The following is a 24,942-nucleotide window of genomic DNA, read 5'->3' as shown; positions in this document are numbered from 1 at the left end:
AGGGTATGTCATCGGCATATGAGATGATATACCCTCATTATGTAACGGACGAAAGGGTGCAAACCAATGTTGACGGGTGAATTAAGCAATTTCGTTCCGCTTCCTAGAATGATCCCTGTACGTCAAGTTTTTGACGCGCCAACGATCAATGATATTGAAGGCGAACTGAGAAAGGAACTGAACAAAGAAGCGATAAGAAATTCAATTAAAGCCGGGTCCCGTGTGGCCGTAGGCGTTGGAAGCAGGGGAGTTGCGAACCTTCCCAAACTGGTAGTTACACTGATTCATCAACTGAAGGAATGGGGAGCCCAACCGTTTATTGTTCCAGCCATGGGAAGCCATGGAGGAGGAACCGCAGAAGGCCAGATCAAGATGCTGGCGGAGTTGGGCGTTACGGAAGAAAGCATGGGAGTACCCATCCTGAACTCCATGGATGTCGTTCAGATCGGCACCTTGGATGACGGCACCCCCATTTATCTGGATGAAGCCTCCTATCGTTCGGATGCCATTGTCTTCATCAATCGGGTAAAGCCTCATACGAGCTTTAAAGGGGATCATGAAAGCGGATTGCTGAAAATGATGGCGATCGGCCTGGGCCGGCACAAGGGGACGTTGGCAATCCATCAGCATCCGCTGGCTGAAATGCCCGTATTGCTGCCCAAAATAGCTGAGGTCTATCTGAAGCATGCCCTGATCGCCTTTGGGGTTGGAGTATTGGAGAATGCTTACGACAAGACCGCGCATATTGAAGCGGTCACGCCGGATGAGCTCATACTTAAAGATAAAGAACTGCTTATTCAAGCCAAAAAGTATATGCCCAGGATTGTACCGGAACAAGTCGATCTGCTTATGGTCAATGAAATAGGGAAAAACATCAGCGGTTCGGGAATGGATCCTAACATCACAGGACGGGCCGCATCGAAAGCACCGCAACAATTCAACGCGCCTCAAATTGAACGGATTTTCGTTCGCGGCCTGACAAAGGAAACGAAGGGGAATGCTTGCGGAATCGGGGTGGCCGATGTGATCACCAGACGGGTTTTTGAACAGATCAATCTGAGCTACACCTACGCCAACGTCATTACATCCAAAATTCTGGATTCCGCCAAAATTCCCGTCATTATGTCCAATGACCGGGAAGCCATAAGCACCGCTTTAAGGACGTGTTACCATATCGATCTTCAAAATCCGAGGGTGGTATGGATCAAAAATACATTGGAATTAGAAAATATTTTGATTTCCGAATCGGTTTTGGCGGATATGAAGGGAGATCCCCGCATACAAGTATTAGGCGAACCTTTGGAGATCGCCTTCGATTCAGACCATAACATAACAACAGATATATGGAGAGGAATGGAGCACGGATGAGTAAACCTGCCAATCAAATCAAAGGGATTCTGGGCTTTCCCGTCGCCCCCTTTAAAGACAACGATCAATTGGATGTACAGGCATTAGCCGCAAACATTACCTTTTTGATTGACGGAGGGCTGGATGCAATTTACGTTTCGGCCGGAGCGGGAGAGTTTCAGTCGCTGACACGCAGCGAGTATGAAGCGATTGTTGAGATCGCCGTTTCGCTGAGCAGGGGAAAAGTGCCCGTATACACGGGCGTCGGGGGAAACATCAAAGAGGCCGTCGAATTGGCGCGCATCACACAAGCCAAAGGGGCTGACGGATATTTAATTTTGCCTCCTTATTTAATCAACGGAGAACAATCCGGATTATACGAATACTTTAAGACCATTATCGAATCTACGGATCTGAATGCCATTGTTTATCAACGCGACAATGCCGTATTGTCTTTGGGTACCCTGACGAAATTAGCCGAGCTTCCCCAGTTCATCGGACTCAAAGACGGTGTCGGGAAGATGGAGAGCAACATCGAGTTCGTTCAGACCTTAGGAAACCGCCTGAGCTGGATCAATGGCATGCCGTTTGCCGAAGTGACGTACCCGGCTTATGTTCCGTTGGGCTTTACTTCCTATTCATCGGCGATTTCGAACTATATACCTCACATTTCGAGAATGTTTTATAGCGCAGTCCAAGAAAACAATCAAGCTTTACTGAACGAGCTGTATAAAGAAGTGATTTTCCCGATCAACAACATTCGCAAACAAAGAAAAGGCTATGCCGTTTCCCTAATCAAAGCCGGTATGGAGATCATGGGATTACCCGTCGGCGGCAGGGTACGTGCGCCCCTGATTCCCGTAGAGAAAGAGCATTACGCTCAGCTGGAGGTTATCTTGAAGCATGCGTTAGATCGGTTTCCCAAAAAAACAGCAATAGAATCCAGCAAATAAAGGAGCATGAGTATACCATGTCCGACATTCGAGTATCTCCGGAAAAATTGACGGCGTTTTGTAAACAAGTGTTGACCGCAGCCGGTATCCCCGAGCGCGATTCGGAAATTATCGCAGATTCTCTTGTTCACGCCAACCTGACAGGCGTTCATTCTCACGGTGTTTCCAAATTGAACGATTACCTGGTCAGACTGGACAATAACCTGGTGACGAAGGAAACGAACATCACCGTCGTTTCCGAAACGCCGACAACCGCACTGCTTGACGCGGGCAACGGCTGGGGCCAGATCGTATCCCAGAAAGCCGTCGACGTAGCGGTTAAGAAAGCGAAGGAGTACGGCAGCTCCTGGGTTGGCGTCCGGAATTCGAATCACTACGGGACAGCAGCCTATTGGACGGCTCAAATTGCAGCGCAGGGAATGATCGGCATCTCGATGACCAATACCTCTCCTGTCATGGTTCCGTTCGGTTCCAAGGTGCCTACTTTGGGAACGAATCCGATTTCCATTGCCGTGCCGTCTCCATCGGGCAAGCCGATTATGCTGGATATGGCTACAAGCAACCAGGCCAGAGGCAAAATCACCCTAGCCTCCAAGATGGGCAAACCGATTCCGACGGATTGGGCCATTACCGTCGACGGACGGGAAACAAGCGATCCTCATGAGGCGCTAAAAGGAAGTCTCCTGCCTTTCGGGGGAGCCAAAGGGTCCGGGTTGGCCATTATGGTTGATATTTTAACGGGCGTGTTGACCGGGGCTCTGTACGGATCGCAAATCCCGCGCTTTTATGATGATCCGGTTCCGCAAAATCTGGGACATATGTTTGCCGCCCTCGATGTCAATGCAATGATGCCTCTTGATACCTTCCTTGAGCGCATGGCGGAAAAAGAGCGCGAAACCCGGGAGAGCGCACCAGCCAAAGGATTTGATAAAGTCTATATGCCGGGAGATCTGGAATATGCAAGAGCCGAGGAAGCCCGGAAAAACGGGATCGTATTGTCTAGTGAAATCCATAACGAGCTGTTAAGTGCGGCCCGGCGTTATGGTGCCAATGTGACTTTAGTGGACTAAGAATTGCCAGAATTGCTCGTCATTACCTATGAACGCCATAGAAAGGATTGGAATACAGATGACTATAGGAGAGAAAACAACAACGAATACTTATTTGAATTATATAAATGGAAGCTGGACCGCTTCTTCGTCCGGTGAAGTGGATAAGAGTACGAATCCCGCCAATGCGCAGGAAATTGTAGGCTATATTCAAAAATCGACGGCAGCCGATTTGGATCGGGCAGTCCAAGCGGCGAAGGAAGCTCAGGTTCAATGGAGAAAGCTTTCAGGCGCCGCCAGAGGAGATTATCTTTTCAAAACGGCCAATATTCTTGAAGCCCGACTCAACGACATTGCCGAAACGATGACAAGAGAAATGGGCAAATCGCTTCCCGAAGCCAAAGGCGAAACGGCCAGAGGCGTGGCGATTCTCCGTTATTATGCGGGCGAAGGCATGCGCAAGGTAGGCGATGTGATTCCATCCACCGACAGTGAGGCGCTGATGTTTACGAATCGTGTTCCTCTCGGTGTGGTAGGCATTATTTCGCCTTGGAATTTCCCTGTTGCGATTCCGGTCTGGAAAATCGCGCCCGCACTGATTTATGGCAATGCCGTAGTGTTCAAGCCTGCGCAGGAAACCGCCGTAACGGCTGCTAAAGTGATAGAGTGCTTCGCCGAAGCGGGCCTACCGGCAGGCGTGCTCAATATGGTGACCGGCGCCGGCTCCGTGATTGGGCAGGGCATCATTGATCATAAGGATATTAAAGGGATCAGCTTCACGGGCTCCGATCAAGTCGGTAAGCTTGTAGCTCAGGGTGCGGTTGCCCGCGGAGCCAAGTATCAGCTTGAAATGGGAGGCAAAAACCCGGTGATCGTGGCAGAGGATGCGGATCTCGATCTGGCCGTCGAAGCCACCGTCAGCGGCGGTCTCCGCTCTACGGGACAAAAATGCACGGCCACCAGCCGTGTCATCGTACAAAGTAAAATTTATGACCTATTTAAAGAAAAGCTGCTGGCCAAAGTGAACGAAATCAAGGTTGGCGACGGATTAAACAGCGATACATGGATGGGGCCCTGCGCCAGTGAAAATCAATTAAACACCGTATTATCTTATATCGAGAAGGGGAAACAGGAAGGAGCCACACTGCTTGCAGGCGGAAAGCGGATCACCGGCGGCGGTCTGGAAAATGGCTTCTATGTTGAGCCTACCGTGTTTGAAAATGTGAATCGCAATATGGTCATTGCGCAGGAGGAGATTTTCGGTCCGGTGCTTGCTTTAATCAAGGTGGATACTATAGAAGAAGCGCTGGAAGTGGCGAATGATACAAAATATGGATTAAGCGCCTCTATTTTCACACAAAACATTGGAAATATGTTATCATTTATTCGAGAGATGGATGCGGGCCTGGTCCGCATTAATGCGGAATCGGCCGGGGTTGAGCTGCAAGCGCCGTTTGGCGGTATGAAACAATCCAGCTCCCATTCCAGGGAACAAGGTCAGGCGGCCATTGAATTTTATACGTCCATCAAAACCGTATTTGTGAAAGCATGATTCTTTTGAGTTAACACATATCACCGAAAGCCGGGATTCTTGACAGAAGAAACCGGCTTTTCTTAAGATATATGGAGCTTTTCTTACTGAAAGCCGGAGGCGAAATACCTGGTGCGAAGTTATTTGATTTTGGGCATGTGCGGACTATTCCTCATTCAATATTTTGTTCACGTTCAATGGCTGGAGTATCTGGTCATTTTTATGGCGCTTGCCGCCTTTCTGGGAAGCGCTACCAAAGCGGATCCCGTGCCGCGATGGTTTGGGATCTGCATGCTGATGACCGGAATCGTTCTGGAGTTTCAAAAAGGGAGGGGGATCGACGGAGTCAGTGAAGGCATATCGATGAATCTTCCTCTGCTTACGCTCGTCATTTTGGTGCCGCTGCTTTCGATTCCGTTAAAGCTCGGGGGATATTTTGATGCTATCGATACGCTGCTTCGGGGATTGCTGCATCATCCCCGTAAGCTTTTTGCGGGAATCACGAGCGTATTGTTTGTCCTGGGGCCGATTCTGAACCTCGGTTCGATCCGCATCGTCGATGAACTGCTTAAAGGCTTGAAGCTTCCTCCCGTGATGCTTGCCAAAAGCTATTTAGTGGGCTTCTCGACGACTATGCTGTGGTCGCCGTATTATGCATCCGTCGCTTTGATTCTCTATTACTTGAAAATTCCGACCATCGAATACATGGCCTATGGCATCGGGTTTGCCTTGCTCTTTATCTTGATTGGAAATGTGCTCTTTGCCTTTTGGTCCAAACGTCATCCCTTAAGCCCGGATCCTTTCGCCGAAGCGGCGTCCGCGGAAGAATCAAAAGACGGCACCTATCGCCGAAAGCTCGTTCGATTGGGTTTGATTGTCGCGGTTTTGATGAGTATGACCTTTCTGCTGGAAACGCTGACCCATTGGTCGATGCTTGTCATCGTGAGCCTTCTGTCCATTTCCTTTCCTTTATGCTGGGTAATCATAACCGGAAAATGGAGTCTATTGCGCACCCAACTGGCTGATTTTCGAGACCGGTCCGTGCCCATTATGAATAATGAAATCCTATTGTTTACCAGCGCAGGATTATTAGGAAACGCTTTGCAGGGCACCGCCTTCGGAAGCGGGATGAAATGGGCCCTGATCAGCTTGGCCCAACAGTCGTTTTTTATTTTCGAGATATCGATTATTGTTACTGTCGTTGTCGTTGCCTTCATAGGCATTCATCCGATGGTGATCGTTACCGCGCTGGTTACCCAAATGGATGCCCAGGCATTGGGGACGACTCCCATTGCGCTTGCGATACTGCTGATGCTCGCCTGGTCCACCTCAGCCGTACTAAGTCCGGTTAACCCATTGAATTTGCTGGTAAGCCGGCTGTCCGGCATTACGGGGCTTGCCGCAGGGGTTCGCGCCAACGGGATTCACCTGTTAATTGTCGCCATCCTCGGATTATCGATTATCACGATCATTCAATAGAGCATCAATCCGAATGAGAGGCCTTCGAGGCCTCTTATTTTGTTGCCCCTCCTTTTCCATGGTTTAACAGTAATGATACTCAACAAAAAGGTGACACAATGTCATTCTGTGAGGAAATGACGGGATGAATCGCCTGAATGCATCTTTTCGGGGAAAAATGCCTGTATTTAAGGATTTCCAATGCCTGCTTTTTTTGATATAGTTCATGTATAAAAATTTAGTGACACGAAATATATAGTCTTAAAATATTTATAAGTATCATTTTTAATGATTTATGTAATATGAAAACGACAACTTAAATGGGGGTGTACCCATGGGTCTGGAGGGTGAGATCGTCAAGCTGCTGAAAGATTTAATTCGCAGCCACAATGAAATCTTAAGCAAGAAGATGAGAGATGACAGCATAACGCCTCCCCAATGGATGACACTGCATCAAATTTATCAGCAGCCCAAGACGATTGGACAGATTGTTGATGCGGTGCAGCTTTCCTACAGCACGGTTTCGGGCATTATTGACCGGCTGGAGCGGGACGGTTGGATTCGGCGCGAAAGGGATGATCGGGACCGCCGCATCATTTGGATCTATAAAACGAATAAGCTTCAGGAAAGAATGGCGGGAAACACGATCTTTCAGGAAACGTTTTATACCGAGCTCCTGAGCGGGCTGCCGGAGCATGAACTGAACATGATTGTGAAATCTATCAGATTGCTGAACAAACAAATAGAAATGAAGGTTGGGGAGAAGACATGAAGCGCAAAGCGGTATTGTATGTTATTTTAACGTGCCTGGTGGTCGTTGGAGGGGGAATCGGCGGTTACTTCTGGTATGAAGGGCAAAATTATGTCTCAACCGAAGATTCAAGGCTTGCCGGAGATATTTACAAAGTCATGCCCCGCATTACGGGGAAGGTCATATCGCTGCAAGTGAATGAAGGAGATCATGTGATGGCCGACCAAATTATCGGACAGCAGGACAGCAATAATTTGCCTACGAGCAGCCTCGATCAAGCGGCACTAAGATCCCCTATTGAAGGCACGGTGATCAAAACCTTGGTCAAGGCGGGAGAAGTCGCCTCTCCGGGCCAAACCGTTGCTATGGTGGTGGATAAGAGACAATTGTACGTCACAGCCAATATCGAGGAGACAGAGATTTATAAAATCCATGAAGGGCAAAGGGTAGATATCCGCGTCGATACGTTTCCCGGCCAACCGTTGACGGGTCATGTGAAAGAAATAAGCAAGGCCACGGCTTCGACCTTTTCGCTGCTTCCTTCAACGAATACCAGCGGTAACTTTACCAAAGTAACCCAGCGCATTCCCGTCAAAATTTCAATTGATGATCAGCTGGGGCTGGATTTATCGCCTGGCATGAGTACTACGATCAAAATTCATTTGAAAAGCAACTGAAAAGGGGTTAGTTATCCATGAAAAAAATACATAAATGGCTTATTCCAACGGTTCTTACAACGGTTTTCGTTGGAATTTTGCCGGGATGCAGCGATACATCGGACGCAAGCGGTGCGAATCCCGCGAGTGTGCCGGTAAAGGTCATCAAGCTTGGTCAATTCACGGATCCGGGGTTAAGCGGTAAAATTATCCCCGATCAAGATATCAAAATCGTATCGAAGGTATCCGGCAAAGTGGCCGGGGTGAATGTGCAGGAAGGCGATAAAGTGAAAAAAGGCGACGTGCTGGTCCAATTGGAAACGGACGACTTGCTTCAGCAAGTGAGGCAAGCCCAATCCGGCGTGGCCGCGGCGGAGGCGAAGCTGGCCGATACGCAGGCAGGAGCCCGCACGCAGGAGATACAGGGGCTGGAGAGCGCCGTGAAAATGGCGCAGGGCGCTTATGAACAAGCCACGGCTGCCCTGCAGCAAGCCAGCGCCGCCTTGGACCTGAGCACCAAAACCTATAACCGCCTGCGGAACATGTTTGACAGCAGCTCAAGCGTGACGCAGGAGGAACTGGATAAGGGTACGCTCGATTATGAGAAAGCCAAAGCGGGCTACGAGCAGGCGCAGGCCGCGCAAAAATCGGCGGCGGCCCAGGTAGAGGCGGCCAAGGCCAAGCTCGAACAGGCCCGGATCGGGCCTACGGACAATACGCTCAAAGCGCTTCAGGCGGAGGTTGACCGGTTACACGCGGGACTGGAGCTGGCGAACAGCAGCCTGAACAATGCAACGATTACGGCACCGATCGACGGCGTCGTCGTGAAGAAAAGCATATCGCCGGGCGAGATGGCTCAGGCAGGGGTGCCGATCATCTCCCTGGTCAATATGGATCAGGTACAAGTGGAGTTGAGCGTAGCGGACAATCAAATTTCCAAGGTAAACGTAGGGACACCTGTACAAGTGAAGGTTCAAAGCATACCGGATCAATTGTTCCAGGGTACGATCTCGTTTGTCAGTCCCGTTTCTAACCCGAACAGCAATACATTCCCGGTCAAAGTAAAGGTGGATAACAAGGACGGCCTGCTGTTTGCCGGTATGGTGGCCGAAGTCCATATTGATGGTGCCGGGGATAACCGGATCGAGGTGCCGAAAAGCGCCATCGTGAAAAAAGAGAACAAGGAATATCTGTTCATTATGGATAACGATACGGCTCGCCTCGTAGAAGTGAAAACGGAAGAAAAAAATCAGGATTGGGTTTATGTGCAGCCGAATGACAAGCTCAAGGGAGACCGACAAATTGTCGTGAACCCCGGGGATAAGCTGGCGGATGGCACCAAGGTGAAAGCTCAATAGGAGGTGCTTGCAGCTATGGCCGATGCATCGGCGGTCAATCAACAACAAAAGTCGGGAGATAGCGGGATGTGGTTTGCACTGATCGCCATCGTGCTGGGCACCTTTGTCTCTGTACTTAACAGCAGCCTGATGAATGTAGCGATGAATAAATTCGTCGCGGTGTTCGGCTCCGATATCAATACGATCCAGTGGGTTATCACCGGATATACGCTGGCTTCCGCCATGGTCATTCCCATGTGCGGCTTTCTGGGGGCGCGATTCGGGAATAAAACCGTGTTTATCTATTCCGTTGCCGGTTTTACTCTGGGGTCGGTCGTTTGCGGGCTTGCGTGGAGCGACAGCACGCTCATTTTATTCCGTGTGCTTCAAGGCTTCGCCGGCGGATTTATTATGCCGATCGGGATGTCCATTATTTATTCGAACTTCCCTAGAGATAAGGTCGGTACCGCCATCGGGCTGTGGGGCGTGGCCGCCATGGTAGCTCCCGCACTCGGGCCGACGTTCGGCGGATATTTGATTCAATACTACAGCTGGCGTCTGCTGTTTTTCATCAATATTCCTATCGGTATCCTTGCCGTTATACTCGGAAAGATCCTGCTGAAAGACACACCGCGTGAAGGAGGGTTGAAATTCGATACGACCGGCGCGGTGCTTTCCATGATATTCTTTGGAACGCTGCTGCTGGCCTTAAGCAAGGGCCAAGCGGAAGGATGGACATCGTTGTACATCGTCAGCCTGCTGTTTATCGCCTTTTTCAGCTTTTTGCTGCTGCTCTGGGTCGAGCTTGGTGTGGAGCAGCCCGTGCTCGATTTGAGAATTTTCAAAAATGCCAAATTTACGATCAGCGTGATTTCGGGCAGTCTGGTCATGATGGGCATGATGGGCGGTACGTTCTTAACGCCGCTGTACCTGCAAAATATCCAGGGGCTTACCGCGATGCAGACCGGTATACTCATGATGCCCCAGTCGGTTGCCATGGCTTTGATGATGCCGCTCAGCGGGAAGCTGGCGGACCGGTTCGGTATTGTTCCATTAAGTGTCGTCGGACTGTCTATCCTGGGTATAATGACGATGGAGCTGCATCATTTGACGACAGATACACCGAATCATTGGTTGAATTTTATCTTAACAATACGCGGAATCGGGATCGGGCTTTGCATGATGCCGCTGACCACAGCCGGCATGATGGCTGTGGCTCCTCAGCAGGTCGGCAACGCTTCTCCGCTGTCCAACGTTTGCCGTCAGGTGGCCGGGTCTTTGGGGATCGCGCTTTTCGCCGCCATCATGAGCAACCGTCAAATTCTTCATTATCAGCATATTTCCGACAGTGTGTCTGTCGACTCCATTACGGCCAATGATACGCTTTCGATGCTCTCCGGAGCGATTTATTCCTGGGCGGTGGATATGGCGACAGCATCGGGAACCGCAGCCTCATACTTGGCCGGTTTTATGCAAAGAGAAGCCATGGTAAGGTCGATCGCCGATACATTTTACCTCTCGGCTATACCTGCTTTTCTCTGCATCCCGTTTGTGTTTTTCCTGAGCGGCAAGAAAAAAGCCCCTGCTGCAAAAAAGTGAATGCAGCCGGCGGCCCAGTGATTTCGGGAGGTTTACAAAAATGAAGAAAAGGTTATCTATTCTATTGAGTGCGGCTATGGCGTTTTCGATGCTTTCAACCGCAGCATTCGGTGCCGGTACATCGAAGTCATCGGCTGACTTCAGCGATTTAAAGGATTTGGATGCTTCTGCGAAAGCGAAATTCGATACGATGATATCCGCAGGCATTTTCGATGGAGTCGGGGAAGGAAGATTTGGTTTAAAAGACAAAATGAACCGCGCTCAATTCGCGAAGGTCGCTGCGTTGATTTTCGGCTTGAAGGTGGACACTTCCTTGAAGGCTTCCAGCTTTAGCGACGTAAGTGCCGACGACCCTGCGAACGGCTACGCCCTTCCCTATATCGAAGCGCTCAGAGGGGCTAATCTCACGGACGGCTTTGCTCAGAATGCGTACAACCCGGCCGGTGAAGTGACAAAGGAGCAGCTCGCCGCCTTTTTGATCCGCGGTTTGAATAAAGATGCTGAAGCCAAATCGACAGCGGGCTTGAACGATCCGACCGTCTCGGATTGGGCCAAAGGCTACGCTGCTCTGGCTATCCGGCTAAAGCTTATGGACAGCGAAACGGACGGTACATTCGGAGGTACTTCTGCTGCCACCCGCGAGCTGTTGGTTACCTCTTCTTATGAAGCAAAGCAGCAATATATACCTGGCTCCAGAAATACGAATGAACCCGGCGGAGGAGCAGTTACGCTGACCACGGATATGCCAAGCTACGACATTACGGGCAGCACGCAAGCACAAGTTAAAAGCGTACTGCAGGAAAAGACTGATGAGGGTTGGAGAATCGGCGCTGTCGTGAAGCTGAAGAACACATCGGGCTCAGCGGTTCGGATTCCTGATTATGAGCTTCGGGCCAAAGCTTCGGACGGCACGGTATACGTTCTGCAATCAAGCGCAAGCAACCCGCATTCGATTCCGCCTCAGAGCTATGTGGAATTAAGCTATATGACCGTGATTGAAGTGAAAACGGAGCTGAATTTAACGGATTTGCTTTGGATTGATGTAGATCAGAATGTGTATCCGAAGCAGGAGACCCTGCTGGCTGATGCTCCAATCGGATCGATCGTATGGCGCGGCAAGGATGCAGTCATTGAGGATTCGGCTTTGTTGGGGAATTGGGGCGTCACGTTCTCCGTTCCGGGAGAGTCCTCTGCTTTGAAGTATACGGCTTCGCGATTGAACCGACAATTTACAGGACAAGCGCCGACCTATATCGTGCAGCTCATCGTGGAAAACCCGGGCAGTTATACGGAAACCGTTCCGGATTTTACCCTCGGGGGAAAAGCGGAGGGACAGATGTTTATCGGGAAGCGGATCGAACAGGAACCCGTTACTCTCCATCCCGGCGAGAGGAAGTATTTACATTACGCGGTCACTACCGACCTGAACACACAGCTTACTGCGTTCTATGTTCTATCGCCTGAAAGCTTCTTGAAGCAAGGGCAGAGCACGCCAATAGTGTACTATACCGGAAGGATCGGCTTCAGATTCCCGTCATCTTACGGAACGCCGATGGCATTGCCGGCTTATGAGTTTGGCAAACCTATTGCCATCGACTCGCTAAGTCAAGCCGTTAGTCCGCAGTTGGGCGTGTCGCTGATGAGTCTGGATTGGTTTGAAAATGAAGGACAAAGCTTCAAGACGGCGGTGGCACAGCTGAAATTCAAGAACCCGAGCGGCAGCCCGCTTTCGGTTCCTGATCTGACGGCCGAGCTGCAGAATGCCCAGGGCATCCTATACAGCGGCAGCCGGACTGCGAGCTCCGTGAAAGAAGTGCTGCCCGGAATGGGGACGGTAGTCACGTTCACCTTTACCGTACCTTTATCCGAGGATGCGGCCCGGTTCACCTTCCGTCTTTTGGAGCAGCAGGGGCAGCAAACGTACAAATTTCCGGTTGCTGAAACCAGTGTGGCTGTAAATCCGCCTGCAGCCGATTCTACTTTGCTCACGTTCTATCCTTTTGAATTGAAGCTGTCTTCCTGGTCTTTATCCGCCGTTACGATGGCGAACCCTACGACCCGGGCATACACCTTTAATTATAAATTCAAGATGGACCTTGACGTTCATACGACCGATGAGGTGATCGTAGACCCTGGCAATCCGAAGCTGTATATGCAGCTGGAGAACAGTGAAGGCACGCGGATAGCCTCCAAGGTGTACACGTTGGCAGGAGAAAACCGGTTGATGAGCGGGAGCCAGATCATTAATTTTGATAATGTAAGCTCGGATCAGCTGGAAATTCCCGTGACGCTGAAAATTTATGAAACCATAAACACCCCTGCCGGCGATGCCAAACGGTTATTAGCTGTATTGAAGCAATGATCATCCCTTTGATTTTCAGGCTGTCTTATGAGTCCGGTTTAAAAAAAGTGTTGACGATCTAATCATCCGATGGTACTGTTTAATTCATAGTAAGTATATATGAATGGTTGTTTTGGCGAATGCGGTAATTCGGCGGTAAACCCCGACACGTCGGGGGCAGGCATGTCCGGCGCAAATCATAACACCGTTTTGCTGACCATATGTATGGAAGCCTTCTTCTCTCCTGTTCATGAGAGTTAAGAAGGCTTTTTTGATGAAGGAGATGCTTTCTCCTTGATGAGACAGGCAGGTATATGGGCAGAGCGGGACCCCGCAATGACCGGGAATGAGATGGATGGTTTCCAACCATGAGAGGGAGGTAAATATGGCAAACTCGGTAATCCTTTATCCGCTTGGTGTTGGAGATGCCTTCACTGCGCGACATTTTTTTGTGAACAGCTTCATCAGCGTGGACGGCCGTGAGTTTTTTATTGACTGCCCGGCTTATCTCGGAAAAATGTTTCATTCTAACAATAAGCACGGGGAACTGAAACTCGATCTTCACCGTTATCGCGAGCTTTTCATTACTCATATGCATGCAGACCATGTCGGCGGACTTGAGGAACTCGCATACTTTCAGTATTACAAAACCGAGAATCCGGTTAAACTCTATGGTCCCGAATGGCTGCTTCAAGACATCTGGACTCATTTGCGCCCGGCCCTTGAGCCATCTGTGCGCGAAGGAGGCGGGCTTGCTGCCTTTGACTGGTATTTTGACCCGGTTCCGATTCCGCATTTCCATGATTTCGGAGACTTCAAAGTCAGCTATAAAACCACTCGCCACATCCCGCGCACGCTCGCCTTCCGGTTCGACTTTGGCAATTTCAGGCTTGGTTATGCCCCGGATACGGGATTTGATCCTGATTTGATCGCATGGCTTAATGAATGCGATTTAATCATACACGATGCATGGTTCGGCAAAACCGAAGCATTAGGAGGAGACATTCGCAGCCTACACACGCCCATTGCCGATTTGTTGACGCTGCCGGAGGATTTTCAACGTAAAACGCTCTTATGCCATTATGCGGACACGGCATATCGTGACAGTCCGGAGAATCCAAGTGAAAACATTGGCGCCTATCGTTTATTGCAGCAAGGAAAAGTATACCGGTTGGTATAGGCCGGAAATTTGCAGAGCGGCGGGCAACCTCCGCGAAGAAACGGCTTATTCGGAAATTGACATAACATCCGCACGAAAATGTTCGAAATGCAAAAAAACAAACAAAAGAAACCGAACAATAGCTTGCCAAACTTTACTTATTTAGGTAATATGGTGATATGCTGGTTTAGAAGGTGATAGCGTGCTTCCGATAGATTCTAATGAAAGTAAGAAGAAGCTTGCCCATCTTTATAACGAAGTATCCAAGAGTTTGTTCGGATTCGGTACGATTTCGCTTAAAGTATCGATTGATGGCAATATAATCACTTTCAAAGCCAAACATCGCCGGTCTCCGCGTTCGGAAGCTTTGGAGGGAGAAGCCCCCAATTTGAAGTATGAAGTTGACTTTTATATGTCGAACATTTACAAGAAGAAGATGAGGGAACGGTTGGAGGAAAGATTCGAATTGGACATTGAGGCGGTGCTGCGGGACTATGATCCTGCCACCCAGTGGGCCATCACGAATGTTATTTTGGCCGAATCCTGACGGAATATCCGGTACGTTCCCTTTTTGATATATCTTAAGGGGAGCTACCCCACGGAAACTAACGGATAACGCCTGACTTTGTTTACGAAGGGAAAGCGCTTTGGTTAGAAGATTCTTTCTAGCTGAAGCGCTTTCCTTTTTTTATTTAACCACATAAAACAAGGGGAGGAATAGGATGTGAAGAAAAAATGGATTGGCGGCCTGATTTCAGTATCTCTTTTGGGACTGGCTCTGGCCGGGTGCGGAACGGAAAAGCAAGAACCAAGCGGTACGGCGTCGGAGGGCGGTGGGGAACCGACCAAACTCGTTATTTCCACCTGGGGCTTCTCGGAGGATTTTTTCAAGAAAGAAGTCTACGAACCGTTCGAAAAACGGCATCATGCCCGAATCGTCGTTGAAATCGGTAACAATGCGGAACGTTTGAGCAAAGTAAAGCAGGGCAGCTCTCAAGTGGACCTCATTTATTTGTCGGATTACTATGCGCAGCAGGCGATTGAAGCCGGCTTGTTCGAGAAGATCGACCGGAGCAGAATACCTAATATCGAGCAGATTTACAATATAGCCAAAGCGCCGCTCGGCGAGGAGTACGGTCCGGCGTATACGATCGGCCAACTGGGCATTGCATACAATCCGAAAACGGCGGGCAAGGAGCTGAAATCCTGGAGTGATCTATGGAGTCCTGAGCTGGCCAAGAAGCTGACGCTGCCGTCGATCACCTCGACGAGCGGCCCGATGGTTCTTGATGCCGCATCGCATGTGGCCGGCTCCTCCTCATTCGATGAAGAGCAGGCGTTCGCCAAGCTGAAAGAGCTGAACCCCCATGTAGTCAAGTATTACAGCAAGACGTCCGAATTCGTGAATATGTTCGCCCAAGGCGAAATCGTCGCGGGACCGATTTTGGAGATGTACGTGAAAGATCTGAAGGCCGCTGTTCCGGACGCGAAGTTCATCGCCCCGCAGGAAGGGGCTTACGCTGTAATCAACACCGTGAATGTAGTGAAGGGCAGCAAGAACAAACCGTTAGCCGAAGAGTTCATTAACTGGCATCTGAGCAAGGAAGTTCAGGAGAAGGCGGCCAAAGCGGCTGTCGATTCTCCGGTGAATAAAACATTGCAGCTGAAACCGGAGGAAATACAAGGAATCACCTATGGTATAGAGGTTGTGGAGAAACTGCGTATGCTGGATATGAAATTCGTCAATGAACGCTTGAAAGCCTGGACCGACCGTTGGAACCGGGAAATCACGCAATAAGGCGAATGAACGGATAAACAAGGATATGCGGTTTTCCAGTGTATCCTTGTTTTTTCTTGACGGGAGCTTATGCGGAAGAAAGGGGACGGTTATGCAAAAGAAAGTTATCCTGGATGTGGATACCGGTATTGATGACGCGCTCGGGATTGTGCTTGCGGTTCGCAGCCGGCAGCTCGATATTCTGGGGATTACCACAGTGAGCGGAAACGTTTCTTTAGCCAAAGCGACCGAGAATACATGCAAAATCTTGGAGCTGCTGGATGCGGCAGAGCGGATTCCCGTCATCCGGGGGGCGGACCGGCCTTTGTTCCGGCCGGCCGTGTTTGAACACAGAGTGCATGGGGAAGACGGTCTAGGCGGCGCGTTATCCGCAATGCAGCTTGAGAAAACGGCTGCGGACGGCTTTGCTCCCGATTTCATGATCGCGAGTGCGGTTCGGTTTCCGGGCGAGGTTACGCTGGTCATGACGGGGCCTCTCACCAATCTGGCCCATGCCGTCAGGAAAGATCCGGGCTTGGTCCATCGCGTGAAGGAGGTGATCTTCATGGGAGGAGCAGTCCAAAGCTTCGGCAACGTGACGCCCACCGCCGAGTACAACATGTACGTCGATCCGGAAGCAGCGAAGATCGTTATGCATGCGGGCTTTCGTTCATTAACGCTGGTCGGGCTGGACGTCACACGCCGTGCGCTGCTGACAGAAGAGCACATCGGGCAACTGGCCGGCTCTCCCTTAGGTGCTTATGTCCGGCAGAGCACGGCAGATTATATGAAGCGTTACTATGAACGGTACGGAGTGCGTGCTTGCGCCATGCACGATCCGCTGGCCGTCGGCGTAGCCATAAACCGCGACCTGGTCACAACCGGATATTATTACGTGGATGTGGAGACCCGAAGCGACTTGTGCGACGGGCAGACGGTCTGCGATTTTCAGAACCGGCTTCACAAGCAGCCGAACGTCCATGTATGCCTGGAAGTCGATACCGGCGCTTTCTTCCGGCTGTTTATCCGTGCTCTTCGCAGCATCTAGTACCGGCGAAACAAGGAACGGAACAGGGGATTGCTTTTTATGAAAAAAAAGTATACTTATCTGCTGCTGCTGCCCGGCCTATTGTTTTTGGCGGTATTTATGCTCATGCCTATCCTGCTGACGATCGGTTCGACCTTCTTTCCGGAAGGGAGCTTTACGCTCGGCGGGTATATGCAGTTTTTCAAGGATCCGTATTTTCTCAAAATATTGCTCACGACGCTGCGGGTGAGTCTTGTGACAACCGCAATGTGCGTTATTGTGGGATTCCCGGTGGCGTATTACATCTCCAGGCAGTCTCCCCGTACAAAAGCAGTGCTGCTGGCTTTGGCCATCTTTCCGCTGCTGACGAGCCCGGTCGTCCGCTCGTTCAGCTGGATGATCATTCTAGGCAAGAACGGACTTCTGAATCGTTCTCTGTCGGCTCTGGGCATGATTGATCAGCCGCTCGAAATTCTGTATACTCCTGCGGCGATGATGATCGGCATGGTTCATCTGTTTCTGCCGCTGATTGTGATCACTCTCGTCGGCGTGCTGGAGAACATCGATCCCGATTTGTTGAAGGCCGCGGAGAGCCTGGGGGCATCCAGGCTGAAAGCCTTTTTCAGAGTCGTCGTGCCGCTGAGCGTGCCCGGTCTGATCGTAGGGAGCATTCTGGTGTTCGTAGGCAGCCTGACGGCTTATACGACGCCTGCCCTGCTCGGAGGCAAGCAGCTTGTCGTCTCCACCTTTTTGTACCAAAATGCAATTACGCTGAATGATTGGTATTCGGCATCGGTGATCGCCACGATTATGATTGTCGTGACATTGGCTGTCATCGCCCTGATGAATGCCGTCGCCAATAAATTGAATCCGAAGGGGTAGCTTGATGTGCGGGAGAACCATCGCGGACTGGGTTTGTTTACGCTGCTGGTCTATATCTTTCTGCTCGGGCCCCTGCTGATTATCGGGGTGGCTTCCTTTGAACCGGGCACAATTCTGAAATTTCCTCCCCAGGGATTTTCATTCAAATGGTATCAACATATCTTTGAAGTCGAGATGTTCATGAAGACCTTCCGGATATCCGTGCTTGTTTCGTTTGTCGGCAACGTATTGGCGCTTCTGCTGGGCATTCCCGCGGCGTACGCGTTAAGCCGGTTTAGCTTCAAAGGCAGGGGCACCTGGAATGCGGTCTTTATTTCGCCGGTGCTCATCCCCGGCATTGTGCTCGGCTTTATCATGTTGAAGTATTTGATCGTCGCTTATCAACTGCCGATTTATACGGCCTTGTTCGCGGGGCATACCGTCATTATGCTTCCGTTTATGATCCGCGTCATCGCTTCCAGCTTGTCCAATTTCGATTTTGCCGTCGAGGAAGCGGCGCATAGTCTTGGAGCGGGGCCTCTCCGCACCTTTTTCACCATCGTGCTGCCCAATATCAAGTCGGGCATTATCGCAGCTGTACTCATTGCGTTTTTGGAGTCGTTCAACAATGTGGACATTTCCGTCTTTATGACGGGACCGGGCGTCAGCACGCTGCCGATCCAGATGCTGACTTATGTGGAAAATAACTTTGACCCGACGATCGCGGCGATTTCCGTGCTGCTCATGATCTTTACGGCCATGCTGATGTTTGTGATCGAGCGATTGATGGGATTATCTTATTTTACAAAAAAATAACGGAGGCTATTATCATGGCATTGCTTATGCTGGACAACGTATCGGTCGCTTACGATCAGCAAAATATATTGCAAAATTTCAGTCTGGACATAGACAAGGGGCAGTTTGTGTCGCTGCTCGGTCCGAGCGGCTGCGGGAAAACGACGACCTTGAGATTGATCGCCGGATTCCTGGAAGCCAGGGCTGGGCGATTCATATTTAACGGAAAAGACTACACCCGGGTTCCGGTCAGCAAACGGAATTTTGGCTTTGTGTTTCAAAGCTATGCTTTATTCCCGCACCTGAACGTTTACGATAATGTCGCTTTTGGCCTGCAGATGCGCAAGGTTCCCAGGGAAGACATCGACCGGCGGGTCAAAAAAATATTGGACATTGTCAGTCTCGGAGGCCTAGACAAGCGAATGCCCAAAGCTTTATCGGGAGGGCAGAGGCAGAGGGTAGCGATCGCCCGCGCGCTGGTGATCGAGCCCGACCTGCTACTGTTTGACGAGCCGCTCAGCAACCTCGACGCCAATCTCCGGATCAACATGAGGGTGGAAATCCGCCGCATTCAGCAGGAGCTCGGCATTACTACCGTCTATGTTTCGCATGATCAGGAGGAGTGCTTTTCGATTTCGGATCAGGTGGCCATTATGAACAAAGGGTTAATCGAACAGCTCGATACACCGGCCGCCATATTTAAATACCCTAAAACCGAATTTGTCGCCAAGTTCACCGGCTTTACCAACTTTATCGATTTCGAAGCGCGCAGAGACCGCGGCGGAGACATTGAGCTGAAGCACCGGGACGGGCATACATTCACGGTCGCTCTGAATCCGAAGTATGCGCAGCATGCCGGCCGGAAAGGCGCCATACGTCCTGACGATATCGTCCTTCACGGCGTTGGCGAGGCTTACTCCTCCGGCGGGAACAGCCTGACGGGAACCGTCAAGGTGAGCACATTCCTGGGACGAAGCTACACAATATATCGTTGAAACGGAGCTCGGGAATTTTACGGTCAACAAAGAAATGGATTTACCTTATGTCAACGGGCGGCAGGTTCATCTGCAATTCCCTAAGGACAAGCTGGTATTGGTTAAATAATGAACTTGGAGGTGCCCGGCATGCGAGCGGATCTGCTGATCCAAAACATTCATATCTACAACAGTTATTTTAAATCATTCATTCAGGGAAACGCGGCTGTCGCGGACGGCAGGTTTTTGTACATCGGCCCCCGCGGAGCGGAAGACCTTGAAAGCGATGAGGTGATGGACGGGAGCGGACGCTATCTGATTCCGGGACTGATTGACATTCATCTTCATATCGAAAGCACGATGGTGACGCCCCGGACGTTCTCTTACGGGCTCCTCCCGAACGGCGTCACGACCATTGTGCCCGAGCCCCATGAGATGGCCAATGTATTCGGGATGGACGGCGTGAAGCAGATGATCCGGGCGAGTGAAGGCTGTATGGTCGATATGTTCTATGCCGTCCCCAGCTCGGTTCCTGCAACTTCGCTGGAAACGTCGGGAGGCTCTCTGGACATTCCCGAATTGGACGAGCTGCTGCAATCGGAGAACATCATTTGCTTGGGCGAAATCATGAACTACGTCGATGTCGTGACCGCTCCCGACAGCAAGACGAATCGGATTCTGAAGCATGTCCGCAGCCATTATCCCGATTTGATCATTGAGGGGCACTGCCCGAGGCTGCTGGATCTGGATTTGCAGCGCGTCATTTATGCCGGAGTCGATTCGGACCATACGCATCAGACCGTGGAAGGGTTGAAAGCGCGTATCGGCGCAGGGATGTTTATCGAAATTCAGGAAAAATCGATGAGCGAAGAGGTGATGGACTTTTTGATTGCCAACGACGTCTCGGAGCATTTTTGCTTTGTAACCGACGACGTCATGGCCGATTCCCTTCAGCGGCGGGGCCATTTGAACCATCTGGTGCGCAAAGCGATCTGTATGGGCATGAGCCCCGAGCGGGCCATTTACGCGAGTACATTCACCCCGTCCAGGAGGATGCGGCTTCACGATCGGGGGGCGATCGCCCCAGGGAAGATCGCAGATTTCCTGGTCGTATCCGATATCCGGGAGTTCGCCATTGATCAGGTGTACAAGAACGGGCGGCTAGCGTTCGATGTTAACGATGATTACCGGCAGCAGGAGTTTCCGCCGGCATTCCCGGCCCATTATTACGAAAGCGTCAAACTTCCTCTGCTGACCGAAGCCGATTTCGCGATCCGCACGGAGGAGGCCGACGGCCGGTATGCCTGCCGGGTGATGATGGTCAATAAAGATTCGACGTTCACCCGGGAGCACCGCGGGGAGGTGGACATCCGGGGCGGGGAGCTCCTATGGCAGGAAAGCCCCTATGGCCTGATCGCTACCTTCGAGCGCTACGGCAAGACTGGCAATCGGGCGTACGGTTTGATCGGCGGAGATACGATCCAGCGCGGCGCGGTGGCGACGACTTACTCCCACGATAACCACAACCTGCTTGTCGTCGGTCATCATCCGCAGGACATGATGCTGGCGGCCAATGAGGTGATCCGTTGCCACGGAGGCTTCTGTGTAGTGGAGGACGGCCGTGTGCTGGCCCATCTCCGGCTGTCCGTCGGCGGCATCTTGACCGAGGCCCCGCTGGAGCAGGTGGCTAAGGAAGTGGAGCGGCTGTGCCAAGCGATGGAATCGCTCGGATACCGCCATTATAATCCGATTATGTCGATCAGCACGCACTCGCTGCCTGTCAGCCCGCATTTGAAAATAACCGACCGGGGCTTGATCGATGTAAACGCGGGAAAGGTCGTATCATTGATAACAGGAAAATAAGGAATTGACAAAAAAACGGATCAATTTTATAATTTAAATTATTCCAATTGAATTAATATGATTTGACCGGTACGCCGGAAAATCCATTCTCGCTGCGAGAATGGATTTTTTATTCTTATGAGAAGATAGGAGGATGTAAAATATGAGTCGAATTGCAGGTCCTAGGTTTGGAGTATGGACACCGGTTTATGGAACATGGGGGGCTACGACGCATCCGGAGGACCCCTTTGACGCTTCCTGGGAAAGAGCTAAACGGCTGGTGCTGTCCGCCGAAAAGCTCGGCTACGATTCAACGCTTATAGCCCAGCATATCGTCAATCCGTACGGGCATGAATTTGATATTTTGGAGACCTGGACCGCAGCCGCCGGTCTGGCCTCATTAACCTCAAGCATTGAAATTATCGCCGCGATAAAGCCGACGCTCTTCCACCCGGTGGTGCTCGCCAAGCAAGCTCTCGGCATCGAGGAGATCAGCGGCGGACGGTTCTCGATCAATGTGGTCAATGCCTGGTACAAACCGGAGCTTCTCCAATCGGGCATTCCTTTTGCCGAACATGACGAGCGTTATATTTACGGAACCGAATGGCTCACGATTGTCCGTTCGCTGCTGTCCGGGGAAAAAACCAGCTTTGAAGGCAAGTACTTCCACGTGGATGGAATTGAATTGAACCCGAAACCGAAAACAAGGCAGCGTCCTGCCATTTATGTGGGAGGAGAGCCGGAGCCGGCGAGAGATTTGGCTGCGGGTCTGGGCGACGTCTGGTTTATTAACGGGCAGCCGCTTGAGAATGTCGAGAGGCTCATCCGTTCCGTTGCCGGGCGGAAACGGGAAGGCGTCCCCGTCCGCTTTGGGCTGTCCGCTTTTGTCATTGCGCGTGAGACGGAGGAGGAAGCGCAGGCCGAGCTGGCTAAAGCCTGGGAATATGCCAAGGCCGACCAGCCTCTGAATGAACAGCTTTTCGGACATGCAGACCAGAAAGCAGTCATGTTTCAAACGATTGCCAAGTATCCGGCTATAGGTACGAACGGGGGCACGGCAGCGGGGCTGGTCGGTTCATATGACCAGGTAGCCGAGCGGATCGCAGCGTTTCACGAGATTGGCGTCGAACTGTTTATGCTGCAGTTCCAACCGCTTGAATCCGAGCTGGAACGCTTTGCGAGGGAGGTTTTCCCGCGTGTTCGCAGCTTGAACCCGGTCGCGCTTTAATCTGAATGGGAATGTACAACAAATAAAAATCCTTGAAGCGGCCTTGGTCCTGAATTTTTTTGGACTAAGGCCGTTTCATTTTGCCCGTAATGTTATTGTCAAAGCCTTTTTGGCGGGGATTTTTTTGTAATAAAAATATATTGATATCAGTTCAAAAATGTAGTAAAACTACATTATACTGAAAGAGAGGACTGCAGGTATGGCTACTTTTCAGCATCGCGTCAAAGCCATTGAAAAGGAGATGACCAATTCCGAGAAAAAGATTTACAGCATTTTGTCCCAAACGGAGAAGCCTTTTCTGCTTTCCATGAATGAGCTGTCCAAATTGAGCGAAGTCAGCGAGCCCAGCGTAGTCCGGTTTTACCGAAGACTCGGGTATGCCAGTTATCAAGAGCTCAAGGTGGCGCTGGTTCAGGAAAATGCAAACGATAACGCGGCCGGCAGCATTTATGAAGAGATCGATTTATCGGATTCCGCCGATCAAATTTTTCATAAAATTATCGATCAAACCATGGTCGCTCTGCATACAACCAAGGAATTGATTAACTATGAAGCCATTGAGCGTGCAGGCGCCATGATGGCCGCGGCCAAACGTCTTTTCTTTTTCGGACAAGGGGTTTCGGGGATTATGGCCAGCGATGCGGCTCACAAATTTCTCAGGCTTGGGGAGACGGTGATGCCGATTATCGACCTTCATATGGAAGCCATTGCGGCCTCCCATATGAACGAGGGCGATGTCATTGTCGCCATATCGCACTCCGGCGAAAGCGAAGGGCTGCTCAAGGTGCTCCAATTGGCTAAAGAAAAACAAGCCCGCATTATCGTCATTACGGGCTTCAGCAAGTCGTCGATCGCCCAGATCGCAGACGAGTTGCTGGTCACCAGTGCGAATGAGACCAACTACCGGCCGGACGCCATGGTAAGCCGAATCGTGCAAATGACGATTATCGATTGCCTTTACGTGATTACGGTGCTGCATAAAGGAAATCATGCGATTGAAGCCGTGAACCTTTCCCGCCTTGCGGTGGCCAAATTAAAAACATAATGGAGGGTGCAACATGAAGATACTTACTTTTGGAGACGCGATGATCAGCGGCAAGCAGTTTACGGAGGCCGCACGCTTATTGGGGGACCATGAAATCGTTACGACGGATTGGGAAACCGATTGGGGACGGCTGCAGAACAGACGGCTTGTCATCGAGCAGCAGGGGCCGGCGGTGGAGGAAGTTCCCGCGGTGTTTCGAGAGAACAAGGACGCCGATATGGTGCTCGGTTTGTTCGGACCCTTCTCTGCCGACGGGATGGATGCCTTTGATCATTTAAAGCTGATCGGCGTGGCAAGGGCGGGAACGGAGAACGTCGATGTGAAAGCGGCTACGCTGCGCGGGATTATCGTCGTCCATGTCATGGGCAGAAATGCACAGGCCGTTTCGGATTTTACCATAGGCTTGATGCTGAGCGAGTCGAGAAACATCGCCCGTGCGCATCTGTCGATCAAGAATGGGGAATGGCGGAAGGTGTTCAGCAACTCGGATTACATTCCGGAGCTGAAAGGCAAAAAAATCGGTATCGTCGGCTTCGGTTATATCGGACGCCTGGTGGCAAAGAAGCTGGCCGGATTCGATGTTCAAATCCTGGTGTATGATCCATACGTCAAAGCGGAATCCGTCGATATGCCGGGCGTGACTTTGGTCGGGAAGGAAACGCTGTTTGCCGAATCCGATTTTATCTCCATCCACGCGAGATTGACCGAGGAAAACCATCATTTCGTCAGCCATGCGGAGCTGTCCATGATGAAGCCTACGGCCTATCTGATCAATTGCGCCCGGTCCGGGCTGATCGATACGGAGGCGTTGGTTCAAGCGCTGTCCGAGAAGAAGATTGCCGGCGCCGGACTCGATGTGTTCGATATCGAACCGATTCCTGCGGATCATCCGCTGCTTGCGCTCGATAACGTAACGCTGACCACGCATATTGCCGGAACGACTTCGGACGCTTTGACTCAATCGCCTTATTTGCTGGCAGAAGAAGTGAAAAAGGTGCTTGACGGGGAGAAAGCCAACTGGATCAAAAACCCCGAGGTTCTGGAGCATCCCAAAGTGAAGGAATGGCTTACCCTACTGAAATCATAAACGTATGGTGGTCATGAAACCGGGAGCAGACGAGGTCATGACCCTTTTTGTCCGCTCTCCGGTGTATGCAGATGATTATCATCATCGGTTTACCTTGCAGCCATCGCTTCCGGCAATACCTGCAC

Annotated in this window: 20 protein-coding genes and 1 pseudogene; all 21 read left to right on the top strand. The window is 50.9% G+C overall.

All coding sequences use genetic code 11. The features are described 5' to 3' along the window. Positions 1 to 66 precede the first annotated feature (66 nt). Entirely contained in the window at positions 67 to 1,368 is a 1,302-nt protein-coding gene (locus tag EXW96_RS11390; RefSeq protein ID WP_174350580.1) for a nickel pincer cofactor-dependent isomerase, group 22, read from the top strand. Next, positions 1,365 to 2,300: a 5-dehydro-4-deoxyglucarate dehydratase gene (gene kdgD / locus EXW96_RS11385; RefSeq protein ID WP_062406293.1), complete on the top strand. Its 936-nt coding sequence runs from the start codon at positions 1,365 to 1,367 to the stop codon at positions 2,298 to 2,300. Before EXW96_RS11390 ends, kdgD begins: the two co-directional genes overlap by 4 nt. Positions 2,301 to 2,317: 17 nt before the next feature. Then, positions 2,318 to 3,370 (top strand): Ldh family oxidoreductase, encoded by a 1,053-nt coding sequence (locus tag EXW96_RS11380; protein ID WP_137670633.1) that lies wholly within the window; start codon positions 2,318 to 2,320, stop codon positions 3,368 to 3,370. 58 nt (positions 3,371 to 3,428) lie between these two features. Beyond that, complete coding sequence (gene gucD, locus EXW96_RS11375; protein ID WP_062406296.1) at positions 3,429 to 4,901, top strand: alpha-ketoglutaric semialdehyde dehydrogenase GucD; 1,473 nt, start codon at positions 3,429 to 3,431, stop codon at positions 4,899 to 4,901. Between the two features lie 111 nt (positions 4,902 to 5,012). Next, positions 5,013 to 6,359 carry a hypothetical protein gene (locus tag EXW96_RS11370; protein WP_174350579.1) on the top strand — a complete coding sequence of 449 codons (1,347 nt, stop codon included), beginning with the start codon at positions 5,013 to 5,015 and terminating at the stop codon, positions 6,357 to 6,359. Between the two features lie 313 nt (positions 6,360 to 6,672). Then, positions 6,673 to 7,110 carry a MarR family winged helix-turn-helix transcriptional regulator gene (locus EXW96_RS11365; protein ID WP_174350578.1) on the top strand — a complete coding sequence of 146 codons (438 nt, stop codon included), beginning with the start codon at positions 6,673 to 6,675 and terminating at the stop codon, positions 7,108 to 7,110. Continuing rightward, positions 7,107 to 7,766 carry an HlyD family secretion protein gene (locus tag EXW96_RS11360; RefSeq protein ID WP_062406300.1) on the top strand — a complete coding sequence of 220 codons (660 nt, stop codon included), beginning with the start codon at positions 7,107 to 7,109 and terminating at the stop codon, positions 7,764 to 7,766. The genes EXW96_RS11365 and EXW96_RS11360 overlap by 4 nt, the downstream gene beginning before the upstream one ends. 17 nt (positions 7,767 to 7,783) lie before the next feature. Further along, a complete protein-coding gene (locus EXW96_RS11355; protein WP_074728091.1) occupies positions 7,784 to 9,103 on the top strand; it encodes an efflux RND transporter periplasmic adaptor subunit in 1,320 nt (439 codons plus the stop codon). A 15-nt stretch (positions 9,104 to 9,118) separates the two neighbouring features. Next, on the top strand, positions 9,119 to 10,681 hold the full coding sequence (locus EXW96_RS11350) for a DHA2 family efflux MFS transporter permease subunit (RefSeq protein WP_137670635.1): 1,563 nt from the start codon (positions 9,119 to 9,121) through the stop codon (positions 10,679 to 10,681). A 40-nt stretch (positions 10,682 to 10,721) separates the two neighbouring features. Beyond that, positions 10,722 to 13,043: an S-layer homology domain-containing protein gene (locus tag EXW96_RS11345; RefSeq protein WP_174350577.1), complete on the top strand. Its 2,322-nt coding sequence runs from the start codon at positions 10,722 to 10,724 to the stop codon at positions 13,041 to 13,043. A gap of 364 nt (positions 13,044 to 13,407) precedes the next feature. Next, complete coding sequence (locus EXW96_RS11340; protein WP_174350576.1) at positions 13,408 to 14,202, top strand: MBL fold metallo-hydrolase; 795 nt, start codon at positions 13,408 to 13,410, stop codon at positions 14,200 to 14,202. Positions 14,203 to 14,383: 181 nt separating this feature from the next. Continuing rightward, on the top strand, positions 14,384 to 14,728 hold the full coding sequence (locus EXW96_RS11335; RefSeq protein ID WP_054817573.1) for a hypothetical protein: 345 nt from the start codon (positions 14,384 to 14,386) through the stop codon (positions 14,726 to 14,728). Positions 14,729 to 14,905: 177 nt separating this feature from the next. Then, positions 14,906 to 15,979 (top strand): ABC transporter substrate-binding protein, encoded by a 1,074-nt coding sequence (locus tag EXW96_RS11330; RefSeq protein WP_174350575.1) that lies wholly within the window; start codon positions 14,906 to 14,908, stop codon positions 15,977 to 15,979. A gap of 91 nt (positions 15,980 to 16,070) precedes the next feature. Continuing rightward, a complete protein-coding gene (locus EXW96_RS11325; RefSeq protein WP_174350574.1) occupies positions 16,071 to 17,006 on the top strand; it encodes a nucleoside hydrolase in 936 nt (311 codons plus the stop codon). Between the two features lie 39 nt (positions 17,007 to 17,045). Continuing rightward, positions 17,046 to 17,867 carry an ABC transporter permease gene (locus tag EXW96_RS11320; RefSeq protein WP_137670638.1) on the top strand — a complete coding sequence of 274 codons (822 nt, stop codon included), beginning with the start codon at positions 17,046 to 17,048 and terminating at the stop codon, positions 17,865 to 17,867. 6 nt (positions 17,868 to 17,873) lie between these two features. Further along, positions 17,874 to 18,662: an ABC transporter permease gene (locus EXW96_RS11315; protein WP_174350573.1), complete on the top strand. Its 789-nt coding sequence runs from the start codon at positions 17,874 to 17,876 to the stop codon at positions 18,660 to 18,662. A gap of 14 nt (positions 18,663 to 18,676) precedes the next feature. Further along, positions 18,677 to 19,745, top strand: a pseudogene (locus EXW96_RS11310) (ABC transporter ATP-binding protein). A 20-nt stretch (positions 19,746 to 19,765) separates the two neighbouring features. Beyond that, positions 19,766 to 21,478: an adenine deaminase gene (locus EXW96_RS11305; RefSeq protein WP_174350572.1), complete on the top strand. Its 1,713-nt coding sequence runs from the start codon at positions 19,766 to 19,768 to the stop codon at positions 21,476 to 21,478. Positions 21,479 to 21,620: 142 nt separating this feature from the next. Further along, complete coding sequence (locus EXW96_RS11300) at positions 21,621 to 22,685, top strand: LLM class flavin-dependent oxidoreductase (protein WP_174350571.1); 1,065 nt, start codon at positions 21,621 to 21,623, stop codon at positions 22,683 to 22,685. A 199-nt stretch (positions 22,686 to 22,884) separates the two neighbouring features. Further along, positions 22,885 to 23,730 (top strand): MurR/RpiR family transcriptional regulator, encoded by an 846-nt coding sequence (locus EXW96_RS11295; RefSeq protein ID WP_174350570.1) that lies wholly within the window; start codon positions 22,885 to 22,887, stop codon positions 23,728 to 23,730. A gap of 13 nt (positions 23,731 to 23,743) precedes the next feature. Further along, complete coding sequence (locus EXW96_RS11290) at positions 23,744 to 24,817, top strand: 2-hydroxyacid dehydrogenase (RefSeq protein ID WP_174350569.1); 1,074 nt, start codon at positions 23,744 to 23,746, stop codon at positions 24,815 to 24,817. The last annotated feature ends 125 nt before the right edge of the window (positions 24,818 to 24,942 follow it).

Source organism: Paenibacillus sp. JMULE4, from assembly GCF_013337105.1.
Classification (GTDB): domain Bacteria; phylum Bacillota; class Bacilli; order Paenibacillales; family NBRC-103111; genus Paenibacillus_G; species Paenibacillus_G naphthalenovorans.
This window is presented reverse-complemented; position numbering and strand designations above follow the sequence as displayed.

What these genes read in the sequence shown, in the direction of transcription:
- EXW96_RS11390 (WP_174350580.1), top strand. Translation starts at nt 67, where the DNA reads ATGTTGACGGGTGAATTAAGCAATTTCGTTCCGCTTCCTAGAATGATC.
- kdgD (WP_062406293.1), top strand. Translation starts at nt 1,365, where the DNA reads ATGAGTAAACCTGCCAATCAAATCAAAGGGATTCTGGGCTTTCCCGTC.
- EXW96_RS11380 (WP_137670633.1), top strand. Translation starts at nt 2,318, where the DNA reads ATGTCCGACATTCGAGTATCTCCGGAAAAATTGACGGCGTTTTGTAAA.
- gucD (WP_062406296.1), top strand. Translation starts at nt 3,429, where the DNA reads ATGACTATAGGAGAGAAAACAACAACGAATACTTATTTGAATTATATA.
- EXW96_RS11365 (WP_174350578.1), top strand. Translation starts at nt 6,673, where the DNA reads ATGGGTCTGGAGGGTGAGATCGTCAAGCTGCTGAAAGATTTAATTCGC.
- EXW96_RS11360 (WP_062406300.1), top strand. Translation starts at nt 7,107, where the DNA reads ATGAAGCGCAAAGCGGTATTGTATGTTATTTTAACGTGCCTGGTGGTC.
- EXW96_RS11355 (WP_074728091.1), top strand. Translation starts at nt 7,784, where the DNA reads ATGAAAAAAATACATAAATGGCTTATTCCAACGGTTCTTACAACGGTT.
- EXW96_RS11350 (WP_137670635.1), top strand. Translation starts at nt 9,119, where the DNA reads ATGGCCGATGCATCGGCGGTCAATCAACAACAAAAGTCGGGAGATAGC.
- EXW96_RS11345 (WP_174350577.1), top strand. Translation starts at nt 10,722, where the DNA reads ATGAAGAAAAGGTTATCTATTCTATTGAGTGCGGCTATGGCGTTTTCG.
- EXW96_RS11340 (WP_174350576.1), top strand. Translation starts at nt 13,408, where the DNA reads ATGGCAAACTCGGTAATCCTTTATCCGCTTGGTGTTGGAGATGCCTTC.
- EXW96_RS11325 (WP_174350574.1), top strand. Translation starts at nt 16,071, where the DNA reads ATGCAAAAGAAAGTTATCCTGGATGTGGATACCGGTATTGATGACGCG.
- EXW96_RS11320 (WP_137670638.1), top strand. Translation starts at nt 17,046, where the DNA reads ATGAAAAAAAAGTATACTTATCTGCTGCTGCTGCCCGGCCTATTGTTT.
- EXW96_RS11305 (WP_174350572.1), top strand. Translation starts at nt 19,766, where the DNA reads ATGCGAGCGGATCTGCTGATCCAAAACATTCATATCTACAACAGTTAT.
- EXW96_RS11300 (WP_174350571.1), top strand. Translation starts at nt 21,621, where the DNA reads ATGAGTCGAATTGCAGGTCCTAGGTTTGGAGTATGGACACCGGTTTAT.
- EXW96_RS11295 (WP_174350570.1), top strand. Translation starts at nt 22,885, where the DNA reads ATGGCTACTTTTCAGCATCGCGTCAAAGCCATTGAAAAGGAGATGACC.
- EXW96_RS11290 (WP_174350569.1), top strand. Translation starts at nt 23,744, where the DNA reads ATGAAGATACTTACTTTTGGAGACGCGATGATCAGCGGCAAGCAGTTT.